The sequence below is a fragment of the Nannocystis punicea genome, assembly GCF_026965555.1.
Taxonomy (GTDB): domain Bacteria; phylum Myxococcota_A; class Polyangia; order Nannocystales; family Nannocystaceae; genus Nannocystis; species Nannocystis punicea.
The window spans coordinates 11,637,751-11,654,562 of sequence record NZ_CP114040.1 but is presented as its reverse complement, the minus strand read 5'-3'; the positions used below and the strand labels follow the sequence as shown (position 1 = coordinate 11,654,562).

The 16,812-nt window shown below is 70.9% G+C and carries 12 protein-coding genes; 7 read left to right on the top strand and 5 right to left on the bottom strand.

The features are described 5' to 3' along the window. Positions 1-5 precede the first annotated feature (5 nt). The gene (locus tag O0S08_RS44715) at positions 6-1,106 is read left to right on the top strand and encodes an ankyrin repeat domain-containing protein (protein WP_269035630.1); all 1,101 of its coding nucleotides are present in this window, start codon (positions 6-8) and stop codon (positions 1,104-1,106) included. Between the two features lie 168 nt (positions 1,107-1,274). Next, positions 1,275-2,543 (top strand): hypothetical protein, encoded by a 1,269-nt coding sequence (locus O0S08_RS44710; RefSeq protein WP_269035629.1) that lies wholly within the window; start codon positions 1,275-1,277, stop codon positions 2,541-2,543. A gap of 89 nt (positions 2,544-2,632) precedes the next feature. Here the strand turns inward: O0S08_RS44710 and O0S08_RS44705 are convergent, their stop codons facing one another. Further along, positions 2,633-5,233 carry a serine/threonine-protein kinase gene (locus O0S08_RS44705; protein WP_269035628.1) on the bottom strand — a complete coding sequence of 867 codons (2,601 nt, stop codon included), beginning with the start codon at positions 5,231-5,233 and terminating at the stop codon, positions 2,633-2,635. Between the two features lie 438 nt (positions 5,234-5,671). On the opposite strand from O0S08_RS44705, the gene O0S08_RS44700 reads away from it, so the two are divergent. Continuing rightward, entirely contained in the window at positions 5,672-6,901 is a 1,230-nt protein-coding gene (locus tag O0S08_RS44700; protein ID WP_269035627.1) for a PQQ-binding-like beta-propeller repeat protein, read from the top strand. Positions 6,902-6,916: 15 nt separating this feature from the next. Here the strand turns inward: O0S08_RS44700 and O0S08_RS44695 are convergent, their stop codons facing one another. Continuing rightward, positions 6,917-8,251, bottom strand: a complete 1,335-nt coding sequence (locus tag O0S08_RS44695; RefSeq protein WP_269035626.1) for a monooxygenase — start codon at positions 8,249-8,251, stop codon at positions 6,917-6,919. A 283-nt stretch (positions 8,252-8,534) separates the two neighbouring features. On the opposite strand from O0S08_RS44695, the gene O0S08_RS44690 reads away from it, so the two are divergent. From O0S08_RS44690 to O0S08_RS44680, 3 genes are read left to right on the top strand one after another with little or no spacing between them, the layout of a single operon-like run. Next, on the top strand, positions 8,535-9,017 hold the full coding sequence (locus O0S08_RS44690; RefSeq protein ID WP_269035625.1) for an RNA polymerase sigma factor: 483 nt from the start codon (positions 8,535-8,537) through the stop codon (positions 9,015-9,017). Further along, positions 9,014-9,808: a hypothetical protein gene (locus O0S08_RS44685; protein ID WP_269035624.1), complete on the top strand. Its 795-nt coding sequence runs from the start codon at positions 9,014-9,016 to the stop codon at positions 9,806-9,808. The genes O0S08_RS44690 and O0S08_RS44685 overlap by 4 nt, the downstream gene beginning before the upstream one ends. Continuing rightward, positions 9,805-11,985 carry a caspase family protein gene (locus O0S08_RS44680; RefSeq protein WP_269035622.1) on the top strand — a complete coding sequence of 727 codons (2,181 nt, stop codon included), beginning with the start codon at positions 9,805-9,807 and terminating at the stop codon, positions 11,983-11,985. The genes O0S08_RS44685 and O0S08_RS44680 overlap by 4 nt, the downstream gene beginning before the upstream one ends. Before the next feature lie 46 nt (positions 11,986-12,031). Here O0S08_RS44680 and O0S08_RS44675 read toward each other — a convergent pair whose 3' ends face one another. From O0S08_RS44675 to O0S08_RS44665, 3 genes are all read right to left on the bottom strand, one after another. Further along, positions 12,032-12,733: a hypothetical protein gene (locus O0S08_RS44675; protein WP_269035621.1), complete on the bottom strand. Its 702-nt coding sequence runs from the start codon at positions 12,731-12,733 to the stop codon at positions 12,032-12,034. 206 nt (positions 12,734-12,939) lie between these two features. Beyond that, a complete protein-coding gene (locus O0S08_RS44670; protein ID WP_269035620.1) occupies positions 12,940-13,083 on the bottom strand; it encodes a hypothetical protein in 144 nt (47 codons plus the stop codon). 139 nt (positions 13,084-13,222) lie between these two features. After that, positions 13,223-14,905, bottom strand: a complete 1,683-nt coding sequence (locus tag O0S08_RS44665; RefSeq protein ID WP_269035619.1) for an IgGFc-binding protein — start codon at positions 14,903-14,905, stop codon at positions 13,223-13,225. 613 nt (positions 14,906-15,518) lie between these two features. On the opposite strand from O0S08_RS44665, the gene O0S08_RS44660 reads away from it, so the two are divergent. Next, positions 15,519-16,649: a VOC family protein gene (locus tag O0S08_RS44660; RefSeq protein WP_269035618.1), complete on the top strand. Its 1,131-nt coding sequence runs from the start codon at positions 15,519-15,521 to the stop codon at positions 16,647-16,649. Positions 16,650-16,812: the final 163 nt, after the last annotated feature.

The window sequence follows — 16,812 nt, the reverse complement described above, 5'->3', positions numbered from 1 at the left end:
AGGACATGAACGAACAGCAAGCCGAGCTCCTGCGCCTGATCGGGCAGATCGACGACCTGTGGTACACCGAGACCTACAAGCAGCGCGAGCTGCCCGAGGCCGAGTACCGCGAGCTGCTGCAGCGTCAGCAGGCCAAGAACACGGCGGTGGTGGCCCAGATCCGCGAGCTCCTGGCCGGCGGGGTCAGCCTCGACTTCACGCGCAACGGCAGTCACACGCCGCTGCTGGTCGCGGTCACCCACAACGACGTCGCGCTGATCGAGCTGCTGATCGAGCACGGCGCCGACATCCGCGCGGAGACGGGCTACGAGTCGCCGCTGCACCGCGCGGCGGAGTTCGGGGCCCACCGGGTGGTCCGGTTCCTGATCGAGCAGGGCGTCGATCCGCGCGGCAAGGTCGGCGGTCGCACGCCGCTGGCGGCGGCCCGCGCCTCGCGTCACAGCCGCGGCGTGGTGCCGCTGCTGGTCGAGCTGCTGCTGCCGACCAAGTCGCGGCGGCCGCCGCCGCCGAAGAAGCCCAAGGAGCTGGCCGAGGCCGAAGTGACGGCCTGGCTGGCCGAGGCGCCGCCGCCGACGGTGGGCGCGGCGACGTGGGCGGCGCTGCGCTCGTTCATGGACAGCGTGTTCGTCGAGGAGCACTCGGTCTCGATCGACCAGCTGTACGAGAGCATCGAGGAGCACGGCGACACGCGGCCCGAGCTGGTGTTCGCCTGCGTCGAGCTGATCCGCAAAGTGGCCAGGCGCGAGCCGAAGGCCAAGACGCTCAAAAAATTGGCGAAGAGCGTGGCGGTCCACCACGGCGACCTGACGATCGACGGCAAGCTGACGATCGGCTCGCTGATGGTCACGGGCGACCTGACCGTCCGCGGCGACGCCAACAACGTCGAGGGCCGCCGCCTGTTCGTCGGCGGGAACTTCACCTGCGAGTCGTTCCGCACCGAGGGGCCGGCGGTGATCGGCGGCGACCTCACTGCCCGCGTCGTCGATGCATTTTACAATGACTACAGCCTCGAGGTCCGCGGGACGCTGCGGGCGGACCGGCTGATCGTCGACCATCACGTCGTGCGCGCGGGGGCGTTCGCGGTGGCCGAGCGCATCGACAGGTGATTCACGCGACCGAGGTCGGCGCGACGTCGTCCATGCGATCGAGAGAACGCGGCGAGCAGTCTGCGTGAAAGCCGCGGAGCGGCCGCGACGTTTTCTCGCGAGAAAAAATCAATTGTGCGGAACTCGGGCATGCAGCCGCTGTCTCGCGGACCTGGAGGCATCAGCTTTATGATCGACGGTGACGCGCAGTGGAGTCTGGCGCGGCGGCTCTGGCTGTCGTTTCTCGGCCTGTATTTCTGTTTGAACATCGTGCCGCTGATGGTGCTGTCGGTCCCCCTGGTAGACGACTGGTTCGGGATGCTGTGGCTGACGCTGTGGGTGAAGCTGATGCCGATCCTCGGCAATGCGGCGCTCGGGATCGAAGAGCCGATCTCGATGGAGCTCGGCGGCAGCACCGACATGACCTGGAACTACGTGCAGCAGTTCTGGTACCTCGTGCTGGCGACCGTCGGCGCGGTCGTTTGGGCGATCCTGCCGCACCGCAAGTGGCCATTGCCGGCGCAGTACGCCTGGCTGCGGATCATCGTCCGCCACGGCCTGGCGATGATGATGCTCTCGTATGGCTTTATTAAAGTGTTCGGCACGCAGATGCCGCCGCTCGGTCCGGCAGAGCTGTCGCGGACCTACGGTGAATCGTCGGCCGGCGGCCTGCTGTGGTCGTTCATGGGCTTCTCGCACTTCTACCAGGGGTTCACGGGGATGGCCGAGGTGATCGGCGGGGCGCTGCTGCTGTGGCGTCGCACTGCCACGCTCGGGGCGCTCGTCTCCGCCGGGGTGATGGCGCACGTGGTCGTGCTCAACTTCTGCTACGGCGTGGGAGTCAAGATCTACTCGTCGCTGTTCCTGGCGCTGGCTGTGTTCCTGGCGGCGTACCACGCCCGGCCGCTCGTCGACCTGTTCGTGCGCGGGCGACCGGCCACGCTCGCCGATCCGCCGCCCGTGCTCAGCCGCCGCATGCGGATCGCCCGCATCATTTTAAAGGGCGTCGTGTTCGTCTCCATCCTGGAGACGCCGGTCAAGCTGGCGATCCGGCAAGCCGCGCCGAAGCCCGCGCCGGGGCCGCTCGACGGCGCGTGGGAGGTGGTGGAGTTCGTGCGCGACGGGCAGGTGCATCCGTGGTCGCAGCACGACGAGCTCCGCTGGCGGCAGCTCGTGATCCCGCCGTATCCGGTCGCCATGGTCCGGGGCATGCGAGGCCAGAAGACCGGCTTCGGCATGGCGCTCGACGAAGCGGCCGGGACGATGACGTTGACGAGCTTCGCGGACCCGAAGGTGATTCACGCGCTCGCGCTCGAGCGGCCTGCCGCGGACGAGCTGATCCTCCGCGGGCCGATCGCCGGGGCGGAAGTGACGGTGCGGTTGCAACGGCTCGACACCGAGCACGCGCCGCTGATGACCCGCGGCTTCCGCTGGGTCATCGAGGAGGGGTTCAACTGAGGGCTCGTCGGGTCGGTCGCCGAACCGAGGTGCCTCCGAGGGCATGTTCCTTGGGGGCATGGCCTCGAGGGCATGTCTCAATAGACATCTCACTTGCGCCGGAGCGCGGCCGCGGCTTCGTCGTCGGCGGCGCGGGCCATCGCGTCGGCGCGGGCGGTGAGGCCCTCGGCGCGGAGGGCCTCGGCGAGGGTGGCGAGGGTGGCGGCGCGGCGCTCGGAGGGCGGGCCGGCGTCGCCGTACAGCTCGAGCGCGCGGGTCAGCAGGGCGGCCGCGCGGACCGGGTCGCCGAGGGCGAGCGTCGCCTCGCCGGCGAGGGTCCAGGCGTCGGCGCGGGCGTCGGCGAGGGCGGCGATGCGCTCGCGCAGCTCGGCCGCGCGGGTGAACACGTCGCGCGCGGCCGCGAAGGCGCGGCGGGCCATCTGGGTGCGGCCGAGGTCGATCAGCGCCACGGCGACGTCGGGGTGGTCCGGGCCGAGCAGGCGCTCGCGCAGGGCCAGGGCGTCGTTGTGGAACATGAAGGCGTCGTCGACCGCGCCGCGGGCGAGGTGGGCGTCGCCGAGGTTCTTCATCGAGGTGGCGACGTCGTGGCTGTCGACGCCGTAGGCGTTGCCGCGGATCGCCAGGGCCCGCTCGTGCCAGCGGACGGCCTGCTCGTACTCGCCGCGGGCCAGGGCGACGTTGCCGAGCGTGTTGAGCGAGCGCGCGACGTCGGGGTGCTCGGGGCCGAGGAGGCGCTCGCGGAGGGCCAGCGCGCGCTCGGAGTGGCGGAGAGCGGCGTCGAGGTCGCCGCGCAGGCGGTGCACCGTGCCGAGGACGCTGTGCAGCCGCGCGGCCCGCAGCGAGTCCTCGGCGCCGAGGCGGTGCAGCGCGGCCTGGCTGAGGCGGGCCCAGCGGAGCCCGTCCTCGTGGCGACCGGCGCGGAAGCTGACGGTGAAGGCGAGCATCGAGGCGGCCTCGGCCACCAGCTCGTCGTGGCCCTCGCCGGTGGCGATCCACACCGCCTCCTCGAGCGCGCGCTCGGCCGCGACTGCGTCGCCCAGGCGCTCGTGGAGGCTGCCGATCCGCATCAACGCCTCGGCCCGCAGCGCCTGCAGACCGAAGCGCTCGGCCTCGTGCAGCACGTCGTTGGCGGCGGTCAGGCCGGCGGGGAACTTGCCGGAGTCCTCGAGCGCGGCGGCGCGGACCAGTCGCCGGCGCAGCGCGATCGGGTGGGCGCCGAGATATGTCTCATGGGACAGGTCGACGGGGCGCGGGCTCCGGACCTCGCGCAGGCAGATCGAGGCCGGCACCAGGCCGGACACGAGGTAGGGGGCGCGCTGCACGACCTCGGCGTCGGCCTCGACCAGCACGCCGACGATCGCCTCGAGGTCGATGCGGCGCTCGTCGAGGCAGGCGACCTGGGTGGCGGCGAGCTCGGGGGCGTGGGTGTGATCGACCGTGGCGCCGCGGCAGACGGACACGCGAGTGGCCTTCCATTCGGCGGCGAGGTGGTCGAGCCAGCCGGCGCCGTGTTCGGCCATGATCGCGCCGAGGTGCGGGCTGGCGCGGGAGAAGGCCGCCGCGAGCTGGGCGCGCACGTCGTCGTTCCACACCTGCTCGAGCGCCGCGCCGGCGGCCTCGCACGCGGCCTCGGCCTCCGCGGTGTGCAGCTCCCGGGTGCCGAAGAAGCCGGCGAGGCCCACGAGGCCGGTCGTGAGGGCGAAGCGCTGCAGCCAGCGGCGCGGGCGACCCTGGCCGTACGCGAGCTCGGCGAGCAGGTCGTCCATCGCCGGGAAGCGGGTCTCCGGGTCGGTCCGCAGGCCGCGCTCGAGGGCGCGACGGACCCATCGCGGGGCCGAGGTCGGCGGCGGGGGTCGCAGGACGCCGCCGCCGACCGCGAGGGCGAGGTCCATGAAGGAGTCGCCGGCGAACGGTCGCTGGCCGTAGAGCGCCTCCCAGCAGGTCGCGCACCAGCCGAACTGATCGGTGCGCGCGTCGGTCGGCAGGCCGGCGAACTGCTCCGGGGCCATGTAGGCCGGGGTGCCGAGGATCGCGCCGGCGTTGGTGGCGACGAGGTTCCTGGCCGGGACGTTGCCGGCCGGGGCCGCGGTGCGCACGCGCTCGGCGGTGCCGCTGCGCGCGAGGCCGAAGTCCATCAGGCGCACGCGACCGTCGCCGCCGACCATGATGTTGTCCGGCTTGATGTCGCGGTGCACCAGCCCGGCCGCGTGCGCCGCCGCGAGGCCGCGGCCGGCCGCGCACAGGACGTCGAGGACCTCTCGCCAGGTGCGGCGCATGGCCGCCGACCAGGCCGACAGCACCTGGCCCTCGACGAACTCCATCGCCACCCACACGTGATCGCGGAAGGCGCCGACGTCGAACACCGCGACCACGTTGGGGTGCTGCAGGCGCGCCATCGCCTGGGCCTCGCGCTGCAGGCGGGCGCGGGCGTCGGCCTCGTCGGCGCGCGAGCGCAGCAGCTTGAGCGCGACCTTGCGGTCGAGCTCCGGGTCGTAGGCGGCGTAGACGACGCCCATGCTGCCGGCCCCGAGCCGCGACAGCACGATGTAGCGACCGACCACCTCGCCCGAGCCGAGCTCGAGCTGTGGCTCCTCCGCCTTGGCCGCCGCGCCGAGCGTGGCCGCCAACATCGTCGCCGCCAGGTTCGGCACCTGCGGCCCGCGGAGGGTGTCGTCGACCCTGTCCGACAAGCAATCGAGTATACGCGCTGCACGCTTCGCTTCTGTCACGGCGGCAGCGGGCCGCACGCGTGCGTTCGGCCCGACTCGTTCGAACTCGCGCACCCCCGCGGATGACGCCGCGGGTGAAACCTGTTCCAAACATGGACGGGCATGTCGCAGAGGACATGACCGAATGGACATCTTACTCGCTTCGCCGGGACGACGAGCCGGCCGGCGGCGCGACACCAGCGCGGATGACCCGCGGTTCTGGTCGGTCGGATCGGCATCCACAGGAGCTCGAGACAGATCATTTCACGAAGACGCCTCGCCGCGCTCGCGGCCTGCCAGCCGGCGTGGCGGCCCGTGCACGGGAACACGCGCGGCTCGCTCGCGCGTACGAGCGGCATGATGCTCACGGCACCGACGGGCCGATTCCGTCGACGCGCGGACGCTCTGGTGCGAGTGTGCATGGCCCAGCTCGTGTGGACGCTCGCGGCCTGCGTCGCGCCGCACGCGTCGACGCCGCGCGCCGGGGAGCAGGCGGAGTCCGTCGCGCTGAACTCCGTCGCGGTCGATCCGGTTCCGCCGCTCGCGCCGCCGGCTCCCATCGCCGCCGAGCCGGTGTCGCGGGCGATGCTCGTCACCCCGCCGCCGCTGTCGCCGGAGCTGATCGAGCTGCACGACACTCCGTGCGGCGCGATCGAGTCGCAGGTCTACTGGATGGGCTTCGGCGTCGACGGCGACTCGCTGGTCGTGTTGTACGACTCGGGGGAGCAGTGCGTGTTGCAGGTTCGCGGGAGACGTCTCGTCTCGCCGCGGCGGATCCGTCCGCCCCGGCTCGTCGAGCGCGATGGTTGGCCCTTTCATCCGATGGGGATCCCCTTCAGCCCGGACGGTCGGTGGGGGCTCACGTTCTCCGCGGACGAAGAGCCGCTGTTGCAGCGTCTGGGCTCGTCCCGCCCGCCGACTTGCCTGCGCCCGTTCGGCGACGCGCTCGTGCACGAGGTCCTGCTCTCGGCCGACGCGGCGCTGTTTCAGAACGAGGAGGGCGACGTGGTCGCGTGGTCGTATGCGCGGCGACGCCGGCTCGACGTCTCGTTCGGGATGGGGTCCCCGGGGCAGATGGTCGCCAGCGAGGATGGTCGGGTGGTGGCGCTCTCCGACGGTTCTTCGGTCGCCGCCTGGGAGGTGGAGACCGGCGCGACGGTGCTCCCGCGCTTCGTCCGTTCGCGCGTCCAGGACATCGCCTTCACCGCGGATCGGCGACTCGTCGCGGTCGACGCGGCGGGTGGGTATTACTCCTGGAAGCTCCCGGTGACGGATCCCGAGGTCGAGGTCGAGCGCGCCGAACTCGGCCGCGTGCGGCGAGAGGGATCTCTGTGGATCGTTCCCGGCTCCGGCGCGGTGCTCCGGGCGATCGACAACGAGGTTTCGATCGATCACGTGCTCGAACCAGGAGCGGCGCCGCGGTCGCGGGCGTTCGCCGTCCCCGGCCTGAAGCACGAATTCGCGGCGCCGTCCTTCACGCCGGACGGCGGGCGCGTCTCGCTGAGCGTCGACCAGTCGACCTGGTTCATCGACCTCGACGCGCTCGTGCTCGCGGGCATGACCGGGCGTTACGAGTGTGACCGCTCCGAGTGGGCGCTGCGAAACGACGGGCTGGCCGTGTCGGGGTCCCTGTGCGTGTTGTGGCTGTGAGGCCGGACGCGCGGGTCACTTCGGCGGGACGACGAACAGGCCGGCCAGGCACATCTCGTTCTGCGTGCCCCAGCCGGGCGTGATCGGCTCCTTGTCGCCGCTGGTGTCGAACTCGCAAGTGATCTTGAGGCGCGACTTGCGGGTGAGCAGCGGCGGGTCCTCGAAGAAGTAGTACATCTGCCAGGCGAAGTCCCAGCGCTGGACGTCGCCGATGCACTGCTCGCCGGCGTCGTCGCCCAGGGTGACGCGCCACTTGCGGCCGCGCTCGTGCATGTGCGGGAAGATGCCGTGGACCTCGAGCGCGTCGACGCTGGACCCGGCGAGCAGCCACTCGCCGATGGGGGTCTCGGAGTCGTAGCGGACGTCGGGTTTGCCGGGGGCGAGCGACGCGGGCTCGCCCTCGAACAGGGTGTCGAGGAACTCGTCGACCAGGAGGAACATGCCCTCGCGCTCGACCGAGTCCTCGAGGCGCAGGCGCACCCGGGTGCTGTCGGAGGCGGTGCTGCCGGGGCCGTCGTGGAGGTTGTAGTGGATCTGCACGACGACCACCTCGGTCTCGCGGATGCGCACGCCGGTGCCGGCGGGGTAGTCGACGACGCCCATGCCGGGGGCCCAGGTCACCGGCTGCTGCTCGACCGAGACGCCGTCGCCGGCGGAGCTGAAGCACGGCCAGCCGACGCGGTCGGGGCTCTCGGCGTCGAGCTTCTCGATGACCTCGCGGTTGGTGCTGCCGTCGCCGAGCCACGACTCGGCGTCGAGGTCGACCGGCATGGCGATCACGTGGTGCACCAGCTGCGGGTTGCCCGGGGTGATCTCGTAGCCGGTGATGAACTTGTCGCGGTCGAGGCCGGGCTCGACGAGGAAGCAGCGGTACTCGTCGAAGGCCGCCAGCGGGCCGCCCTGGGCCTCGGGCACGAAGTCGGGGGTCACGAGGTCGAGGCCCGCCTCGAGCCGCGACGGCTCCACGGGCTTGAGGTCGGTGCGCGGCTCGCCCTCGGGCGCGTCGGCGTCGGCCCACGCGGCGATGGTGTCGATCTGCTCCTGTGACAGCGCGAGCGAGCCGCGGAAGTCGCCGCAGCTGCCGTCCGAGGTCATCAGCCACGGCGGCATGGTCCGCGAGGCCACGGCGGCGGCGCTGGCCTGGGCCCAGGTGCTCGCGTCCTCGTAGGTGTCGAGGCGGAACGGCGCGATGCCCCCCTCGGTGTGACAACCGACGCACTTGTCGAAGAAGATCGGCGCGGCGTGTTGCCAGTAAGTGGTGGTCTCTTCGGCGGGCGGAGGCTCTTCGTCCTTGCACGCGCTCGCGAGCACGAGGAGCGCCGGGGTGAGATAGCGGAGGTCACGGAGCATGCGACCTCGAACACCGCGCGCCTGAAGAAGTGTCACCGCCTGCGTCGCCCTTGCGAGGCGGCGTGCGCCTGGACAATCATCCCGCCATGCCGCGCGCCGCGACCGGAGGTGCAGGGCGGTCCCTCACAGGGGCGACCCTGAGCGGGCCCGGAGGCGCGGGCGGCGACCCCGGCGCGGGCGGCGACCTCGGCGCGGCTTCGCGCGGGCGGGCAAAAAAAAATCGCGGGTGCAGTGACAGGCACGGCCGCGGTCGGTGTTGGAGGGTCGAGGCGAGCGGGGGCTGATGGCCATCGACGTCGAGGAGACCTACAAGCGCCACGGACCGATGGTCCTGCGCCGCTGCCGGAGCTTGCTGCGAGACGAGCAGCAGGCGGTGGATGCCATGCACGATGTCTTCGTACAACTTCTGGTGCACCGCGAGCGCCTGGTCGACAAGGGCGCGTGCAGCCTGTTGTGGCGGATCGCCACCAACGTGTGCCTCAACAAGATCCGCTCGCGCAAGCGCCGGCCCGAGGACCCGCAGTCGGAGCTGCTGGCGCAGCTCGCCGCGCACGACGACGCCGAGTCGCGCGGCGTGGCGCGGGTCGTGCTCGACCGGCTGTTCGCGCGCGAGCCGGTGTCGACCGGCACCATGGCGGTGATGCACCTCGTCGACGGGATGACGCTCGAGGAGGTCGCAGAGAGCGTCGGCCTCTCGGTCTCGGGGGTCCGCAAGCGGCTCCGGACGCTGCGCGCCGGCGTGATGGCGCGAGAGGGGGCCGCATGAGCGACACGGGCACGAGGAAGCGACCGGCGCTGCACGTCGAGGAGATCGCGGCCGGCGAGCGCGCGGGGGCGATCGACGAGGCCGAGCTGGCGGCGCTGCGGGCCTCGAACGCGGCGATCCTGACCGCGCACCCGGCCGCGGCGGTGGCCGCAGAGGTCGGGCGCCGGGTCGACCAGCGGATGGCCGAGGCCCGCGCCCATCGCCAGCACAACCACGCGTGGTGGTTCGGCCTGCCGACGGCGGTCGCGGCCGCGGCGGTCGCGGTCGTGATGCTGCGGCCCGGCGACCCGGACGCGCCGACAGGAGAGCCGTCTGTCCTCGGGGACATGTCCAACGGGGAATCCGCCGACGGTGTGCGGGTCAAGGGCCTGGCCTCGCATCTGGTGCTCCACCGCCAGGTCGGCGAGGCGGCGGAGCAGCTGCGCGCGCCGGCGCGGGCCGGGGCCGGAGATGTCCTTCAGGTCAGCTACGTCGCGGCCGGGGCGACGCACGGGGTGGTGGCCTCGCTCGACGGCGCGGGTGTGGTGACCTTGCACTTCCCGGCGGACGTCGGCGGCTCGACGGCGCTGCGCCAGGGCGGGGCGGTCCGGCTGGCGCAGGCCTACGAGCTCGACGAGGCGCCGAACTTCGAGCGGTTCGTGTTCGTGACCGCGGACGCGCCGCTCGACGCGTCGCGGGTGGTCGCGGCGCTCAAGATGTTGGCGCCGTTCGCCGACGCGACGACGCGGCCGCTGGCGTTGCCGGCGGGCTGGGCCCAGTCCTCGTTCCTGGTCGAGAAGGTGTCGCCATGATCACGCTGACCACGCTCGCCGCGCTCGCCCTGAACACCTCGACCGTCGCCCCGCGCGAGCCGGTGTACGACGACGCAGCGGCGGTGCCGGTGCCGCAGCCGCAGACCCGGCGGGTGGCGCTGATCGTCGGCGCCAACGACGGCGGGCCCGGCCGGGTCAAGCTGCGCTACGCGGGCAGCGACGCCAAGGCGCTGTCGCGGGTGCTCGCGGACGTCGGCGGCATCGATCGCCGCGACGCCTTCGTGCTGATCGATCCGAACCCCACGCAGTTCCTCGACGGCTTCCGCTGGGCCCAGGACCGCGTCGCCAGGGCGCGGGCCGCCGGCGAGCGGGTGCAGTTCCTGTTCTATTACTCCGGGCACGCCGACGACCGCGGGGTCCACCTCGGGACGTCGCAGATCGACTACCCCAAGCTGCGCGGCCTGATCCACGCGGTCGACGCCCAGGTCCGGCTCGGCATGCTCGACTCGTGCTCGTCGGGCGCGTTCGTGCGGCTCAAGGGCGGCAAGATGCGGCCGCCGCTGTCGACCGGCGACGCGAACATCCAGGGCCACGCGTTCTTGACGTCGAGCTCGGCGGAGGAGGCGGCGCAGGAGTCGGACCGGATCGGCGGGTCCTACTTCACGCATTATCTGGTGTCGGGGCTGCGCGGGGCGGCCGACGTCAACCGCGACCGCCGCGTCACCCTGCACGAGGCCTACCGCTTCGCCTTCGACGAGACGCTGAAGGGCACCGAGACCACTCTCGGGCGCGCGCAGCACCCGGTCTACGACATCCAGCTGGTCGGCACCGGCGACCTGGTGATGACCGACCTGCGCGAGACCTCGGCGACGCTCGACATCCACTCGAGCATCGGCGGGCGCGTCTACGTGCGCGACGCCGAGGGCCGGCTCGCGGCCGAGCTGTACAAGGGCGTCGGCGCCGGCGCGGTGTCGCTGGCGCTCGAGCCGGGGCGCTACTCGATCGTCATCGACGACGGCCAGAAGATGTGGCGCGGCTCCGTCGACGTGCGGCCGGGCGTGCAGAACGAAGTGACGCGCGCGGAGCTGTCGCCGGTCGGCGCCGAGGCGACCACCATGCGCGGCGAGGCGGCCCCGATCGATCCGTCGCAGTACCGCGTGCTCCCGGTCCAGCTCGGCCTCGTCTACCCGGTGACGACCAACAAGATCGAGAAGACGCAGAAGGTCATCAACAAGTTCTCGCTCAACTTCATCCTCGGCCGCGCGGCGGTGATCGACGGGATCGAGCTGTCGGCCGGCGGCAACTGGGTCGACGAGAAGGTGCGCGGGGTCCAGCTGTCGGCGGGGGCCAACTACGTCGGCGGTGACGTCCACGGCTTCCAGTCGACCGCCGGGGTCAACATCGTCCGCGGCAGCCTGCACGGGGTCCAGGGCGCGGCCGGCTTAAACAGCGTCGGCGGCGACGCCTCCGGCGTGCAGGCGGCCGCCGGCGTCAACGTCGCCCGCGGCAACCTGCGCGGGGTCCAGGCGGCCGCCGGCGTCAACGTCGTCGGCGGCCACATGCGCGGGATCCAGGCGGCCGCCGGCGTCAACTGGGCCCGATCGATCTCCGGCATCCAGATCGCTCCGGTCACGGCCACCCGCGACGTCAGCGGCGCCCAGATCGGCGTCATCGACGTCGCCGCCGGCAAGGTCCGCGGCGCGCAGGTCGGCGTGATCAACTACGCCGACGAGGCCGACGCTCAGGTCGGCGTCCTCAACATCACCCGCAAGGGCGGCATCTACGCCGACATCTGGACCAGCGACGTCGCGGCGCTCAACCTCGCGGTCAAGTTCCGCGCCAAGTACACCTATTCGTTCCTGGCGATCGGCCTGCACCCGGCGGGCGAGGGCCGCGGCTTCATGTCGGGCGTCGGCTTCGGCGGCCACATCCCGATCAAGCGGCGCTTCTACCTCGACATCGACCTCGGCACCTACTGGGCCCAGCCGCAGTTCCGGTTCCGCAGCAACCCGTCGCTCCTGAATACCCTGCGCCTGATGTTCGGCTGGCAGGAGAACCGCCGGTTCGCGGTGTGGGGCGGCCCGACCCTCAACCTCGACATCGACTTCGAGGGCGGGCGCCAGCGCATGGGCTACGGCTGGGTGGTCGCCCGCGCGCCGATCGATCCGCACGAGATCCGGATCTGGCCGGGCTTCGTGCTCGGCGTCTCGCTCTGAGATGTAAGAAAGGGCATGCTCGAAAGGGCATGTCCTTTGGCGCATGTCATGGCCCGGGCGGCTGATTCAGCGCCTCCTCGCACACCTCCTCGAGGACGATGTCCTCCCGGACCTCGTGGATCTTGCAATGCAGCTCGAGGCTGCCGGTCTTGAGGCAGCCGGCGAAGGGGCCGCACGGGGGCTCGCCGAGGGTGAATAGCTTGTCGTGGACGACTGCGTCGACGCAGGCGTCGAAGTGGGCGGCGACGTAATTTTTGTAGTGGGTGAGCGACTCGATCACGCGGGCCTTGCAGCCGGCGAGGACGCCGCAGGGGGCCGTGGTCGCGGGGTCGGCGATCAGCTCCTCGAAGCGAAGGATGGCGCCGAGGCAGGCTCCGTGGGCGCAGTCGCTCTTGCAGGAGGCCTCCAGGGCCTCGGACGACGCCCCCGCTTCGCAGCACGCGCCGACCTCGTCGCCCCCGGGGAAGGCGACCGGCTCGACGGGCTTCTTCACCGGGTTGCCGCAGGTGAACCGACACTGGTCGAAATAGAAGAACGAATCGGCGAGCTCGCCCTCGCAGCGGACCAGAGTGCCGGGGCCCACGCCGTCGGCGAATTGCGGCGTGGCGCACGAGTCGAGCACGTCCGCCGCGAGCGCCTCCTCGGCGCCGTCAGGCTCCGTGAGCGCGACTTCGCCGGCGCGCGCCGCCGGTTCCGAGCCGCAGGCGGCCGCCAAGAGCGCGAGGACGAGACGAGGTACGAGGGTCATTCGTAGCATAAGCTGCAACGAATCAACATAGTCGACAAACTGCGGCGAGCACCTCGAGAGGCATTTCTGCTGTGCCGCCCGCCGCGGCGAGGCGTTCGCCGCGGCGCCGCCGGAGACGCCGGCTCGCTCGAGATCGCCCGAGAGATATGCGGATTGGCACATGCCTCCCCGAGGGCATGACCGAAGAGACATGTTATTTGAAAAACTCAGGCCGGCGAGGGCACGTGGACGAACGTGAGCTCGTGGCGGCCGGGCAGATAGCCCGGTCCGGTCCGAGCCCCGCGGACCTCGACGAGCTCGAGCGTCGCCGGGCCGAGGGCGACCTCGTGGCCGTCCGCGAGGGCCTGCACGCGGGCGGCGGTGTTGACCGAAGCGCCGAAGTGGTCGATGCGGTCGTTCGCGCCCGCTGCACATGGGATGTCTACAAGGACATGTGACGACAATGCGCCGCGGCACGTCCTGCGGGACCCATGGTTCTCGAAGAGAGCCTCAGCCTGGCGGCTCGGTCGGGGGGACCCACAGCGCCTTGAAGTTGAGGCCGCCGGGGTAGCCGTAGGAGGTGGCCCAGTCGAGGCCGGCGACCATCACGCCGATCGGGGCGTCGGCGCTGATGAAGTGGGCCCCGTCGACGCAGGTGCCCTCGCCGCTGTTGTCGTCGAGCTCGACGTAGCCGACCTCGTAGTTGGTGCCGGCGATCGGCGTGAAGTGGTCGTCGGGGACCACGCCGAGGCAGGCGAGCTCGATGGTGGTGCCGGCCTCGCGCATCAGGATGGCGAAGTCTCGCGGGTACGAGGTGTCGGTGAGGAACGGCAGCGCCGTCATCCATTGCTCGATCGGCGGCACCTGGATCATGTACGGGTCGCCGGTCGGGCCCTGGCTGCAATTGTTGGGCGAGCCGGTGTTCTTGATCACGTTGTAGCAGCCGGTCATGAATTGCATGAGCATGAACGGCTGGTCGCCGGTGGCGACGAAGCTCTCCGTGCTGGCGAACTCGACGATCTGGCCGGCCTGGGCGATGTTGATCATCCCGCCGACGCCGGGCTGCGGCGGCTGCAAATTCACGGTCGTGCCGTCGACCGCGCTGACGATCCGCCAGCGCACCTCCTCGGGCGTCGGGTTGATGTCGGGCACGCGCTGCGGGTGACGGGCGCCGACGTAGCTGGTGCCCCACGAGGCCAGCGGGACCATCTGCTCCTCGAGGTGGTCGCACGCGAACCACGGGTCGCCGGGGATCAGCACGCAGTCGGTGCCCGAGAACACGGCCACTGGCTTGTCGGAGCCGACGAAGAAGGCGTGGGTGTCGTCGTTCGGCACGAACGTCCAGGCGTCGAAGGCGTCGAGCGCGGCGTCGCCGGTCGAGGTGGTGATCGTGGTGCCGTCCTCGACCGCGACGACCACCGTCCACGTGCCGTAGGACCACGCGTACGCGGTGGCGAAGTGTGAGGTCGCCAGCGCCTGGCGCGGCAGCAGCAGGCTGGCCTCGGCGACGTGCGAGGGGCCGCCGCCGACCGGGTTGATCTGCATGGCCGTGACCGGGACCGTCGAGGTGACGCGGAACGCCGCCGCCGGGGTGATGCCCTGGGCCGCGACCTTGTGGTCGCCGCCGATCACGCCGTCCAGGCCGTTGATCTTGACGAGCTGGCTCTGCTTGGGCGCGACCTCGAACTGCGTGACGACCCGCAGGGTGTCGTTCGGGCCGCGCAGGTCCTCGATGGTGACCATGGCTGGCTCTTCGGACATGTTGCCGACGCTGATGCCGTAGGCCATCTCGTTGTACTGCAGCATCGGCAGGTCGACGCCCCAGAACTCGCAGCCGACGCTGGTGGCGGCCTGCATGGCGATGTTCTCGCACGTGAGCGGCAGCGGCTCGGGGTCGCCGGTGTCGTCGCCGAAGTCGGGCAGGCCGCCGATGTCGAGCTTGGTGTGGACGCCGTCGGTGGTCGGCGTGGCGTCGCTGGTGGAGCTGGTCCCGCCGGCGGTCGACTCGGTGTCGCCCCCGGTGGTCGGCGGCGACACTGTGGTGCTCACAGTCGTCGGGTTGCTGTTGCTGCCGACCGAGGTGATGCCCGACGTCTCGCTGCTCGAGTCGCGGCCGCCGGGGTCGCTGCAGCCGACGAGGACGAGCGCGAGGGTGCTGAAAGAGAGGAACGGACGCGTCGAGCTGCGCTGCAAGAGGAGCCTCCACGGTGACGCTACGTCGCTGCGCGCGCAGGCGTCAAGCCGAGGCATCGCGCCTCGGGATGCGCATGAGCCCGCAAGGTCGCAACCTCGCGCGTTCGCGCGTGAGGTCCGCCGGGGCCGGCGCGTGAAGACCCTCGGGACCATCCAGGTGCGTTCGACGAGCGGTGCCACTCGCGCGTGGCGGGACTCGAGGGCGCATGAAGGGTTGGACTCGTCGTGGTCCGTCGCTCGGCTCTCGTCGCGGGATCGGGTCGAAGGAGAGAGCGACCAAATGCTCGCGTCGCGCTCGTCTCACTATGCATATTCACCGCGGCGGCGATCCTCGCGTTCATCGCTGTGCGAGATCTGCCACGACCTGTCCAAAAGGCCATCCATGGTGAGGCCATGTTCGATGGAACATGTTCTCGCGTCTGGTCTAAAAATTTGGCGGGATGGGTCGGCGGTCGTGAGAGTCAGGACTTCACGCTCTTGTCAATCGGCCGAACATGCGTGGGAAATTCAGCCCCCATCGCCTGGGGTTTGGGCGGAATTATGCAGTGTAGGGAGCAGAACACGGATCAGGCCGCTGGACATTTTCGCTCTGCTTTGCAAGGTTCCCCACCCCATGACCAAGACCCACCCCTCAGTCCTGTTCATCGCGCTGACGCTCCTCCCCCTGGCGTGCAGCAATTCCCCGAAGACCGACACCGCCACGCCGGAGCCGACGGCCTCGGCTCCGCCGGCGCCGGCACCGGAGCCGCCGAAGCCCGAGGTCAAGCCGATCCCCGAGGGCTTCCATGCGATCACCCCGCAGATCGTCGTCAAGGGCGTCGACGAGGCGGTCGACTTCTATACCAAGAACCTCGGCGCCACCAAGGTGATGGCGATCCCCGGCGAGGGCGGCAAGTCGGTCCACGCCGAGGTCAAGATCGGCGATTCGATCCTGATGATCGACGAGGAGTCGGGCGACATGAAGAGCCCGCTGACCCTCGGCGGCTCGCCGGCGCCGCTGCTCATCTACTCGCCCGACGTCGACGCCACGATCGCCACTCTGGCGGCCGGCGGCGCGAAGGTGACGATGCCCGCGGAGGACCAGTTCTGGGGCGACCGCTGGGGCGAGGTCACCGACCCGTTCGGCCACCGCTGGGAGGTCGCCACGCACATCGAGGACCTGACCCCGGAGCAGATGGCGGAGCGCGCCAAGATCGCCTTCGCGCCGACGAAGAAGAAGCCGAAGAAGGGCACGCCGCCGGCCTGGAAGAAGATCGCCGGCACCCCGGCCGCCGAGAAGGTGTCGAAGGAGTACCACACGATCACGCCGAGCTTCGCGGTCGCCGACGCCAACGCGGCGATCGAGTTCTACAAGAACGCGTTCGGCGCGACCGAGAAGTCGCGCATGATGTCGCAGGACGGCAAGAAGATCATGCACGCCGAGCTCGTGTTCGGCGACAGCGTCGTCATGCTGTCCGACGGCTTCCCCGAGATGGGCAACAAGTCGATCGCCGACTACAAGGGCACCCCGGTGTCGTTCCACTACTACGTGACCGACGCCGACGCGGTGTTCGCCAAGGCCCAGTCGGCCGGCGCCAAGCCGCTCATGCCCATCGGCGACATGTTCTGGGGCGACCGCTACGGCATGCTCCTCGACCCCGCCGGGATGGCCTGGGGCGTCGCGACCCACAAAGAGGACGTGAGCCCCGAGCAGATGGCCGAGCGCATGAAGGCCGAGATGGCAAAGCAGAAGCCGCAGTCCTGACCCGGGCGTGAATGAACGGCGGCGCGCCGGCCCTCGAGGCGGCGCGCCGTCGCTGTTTGTTCATAGCCCCATCGGTCATGTGTTTAGAAGCATGTCCGATGGGCCAGGATGTCGAATTCCACGCGCTTGCGTTCGGGCGGCAAAACGGCTGTCGTCGCGGCGC

Excerpts from the sequence above, each read along its gene's own strand:
- O0S08_RS44690 (WP_269035625.1), top strand. The coding sequence starts at position 8,535 with ATGGCCATCGACGTCGAGGAGACCTACAAGCGCCACGGACCGATGGTC.
- O0S08_RS44660 (WP_269035618.1), top strand. The coding sequence starts at position 15,519 with ATGACCAAGACCCACCCCTCAGTCCTGTTCATCGCGCTGACGCTCCTC.
- O0S08_RS44710 (WP_269035629.1), top strand. The coding sequence starts at position 1,275 with ATGATCGACGGTGACGCGCAGTGGAGTCTGGCGCGGCGGCTCTGGCTG.
- O0S08_RS44685 (WP_269035624.1), top strand. The coding sequence starts at position 9,014 with ATGAGCGACACGGGCACGAGGAAGCGACCGGCGCTGCACGTCGAGGAG.
- O0S08_RS44715 (WP_269035630.1), top strand. The coding sequence starts at position 6 with ATGAACGAACAGCAAGCCGAGCTCCTGCGCCTGATCGGGCAGATCGAC.
- O0S08_RS44700 (WP_269035627.1), top strand. The coding sequence starts at position 5,672 with ATGGCCCAGCTCGTGTGGACGCTCGCGGCCTGCGTCGCGCCGCACGCG.
- O0S08_RS44695 (WP_269035626.1), bottom strand. The coding sequence starts at position 8,251 with ATGCTCCGTGACCTCCGCTATCTCACCCCGGCGCTCCTCGTGCTCGCG.
- O0S08_RS44680 (WP_269035622.1), top strand. The coding sequence starts at position 9,805 with ATGATCACGCTGACCACGCTCGCCGCGCTCGCCCTGAACACCTCGACC.
- O0S08_RS44675 (WP_269035621.1), bottom strand. The coding sequence starts at position 12,733 with ATGACCCTCGTACCTCGTCTCGTCCTCGCGCTCTTGGCGGCCGCCTGC.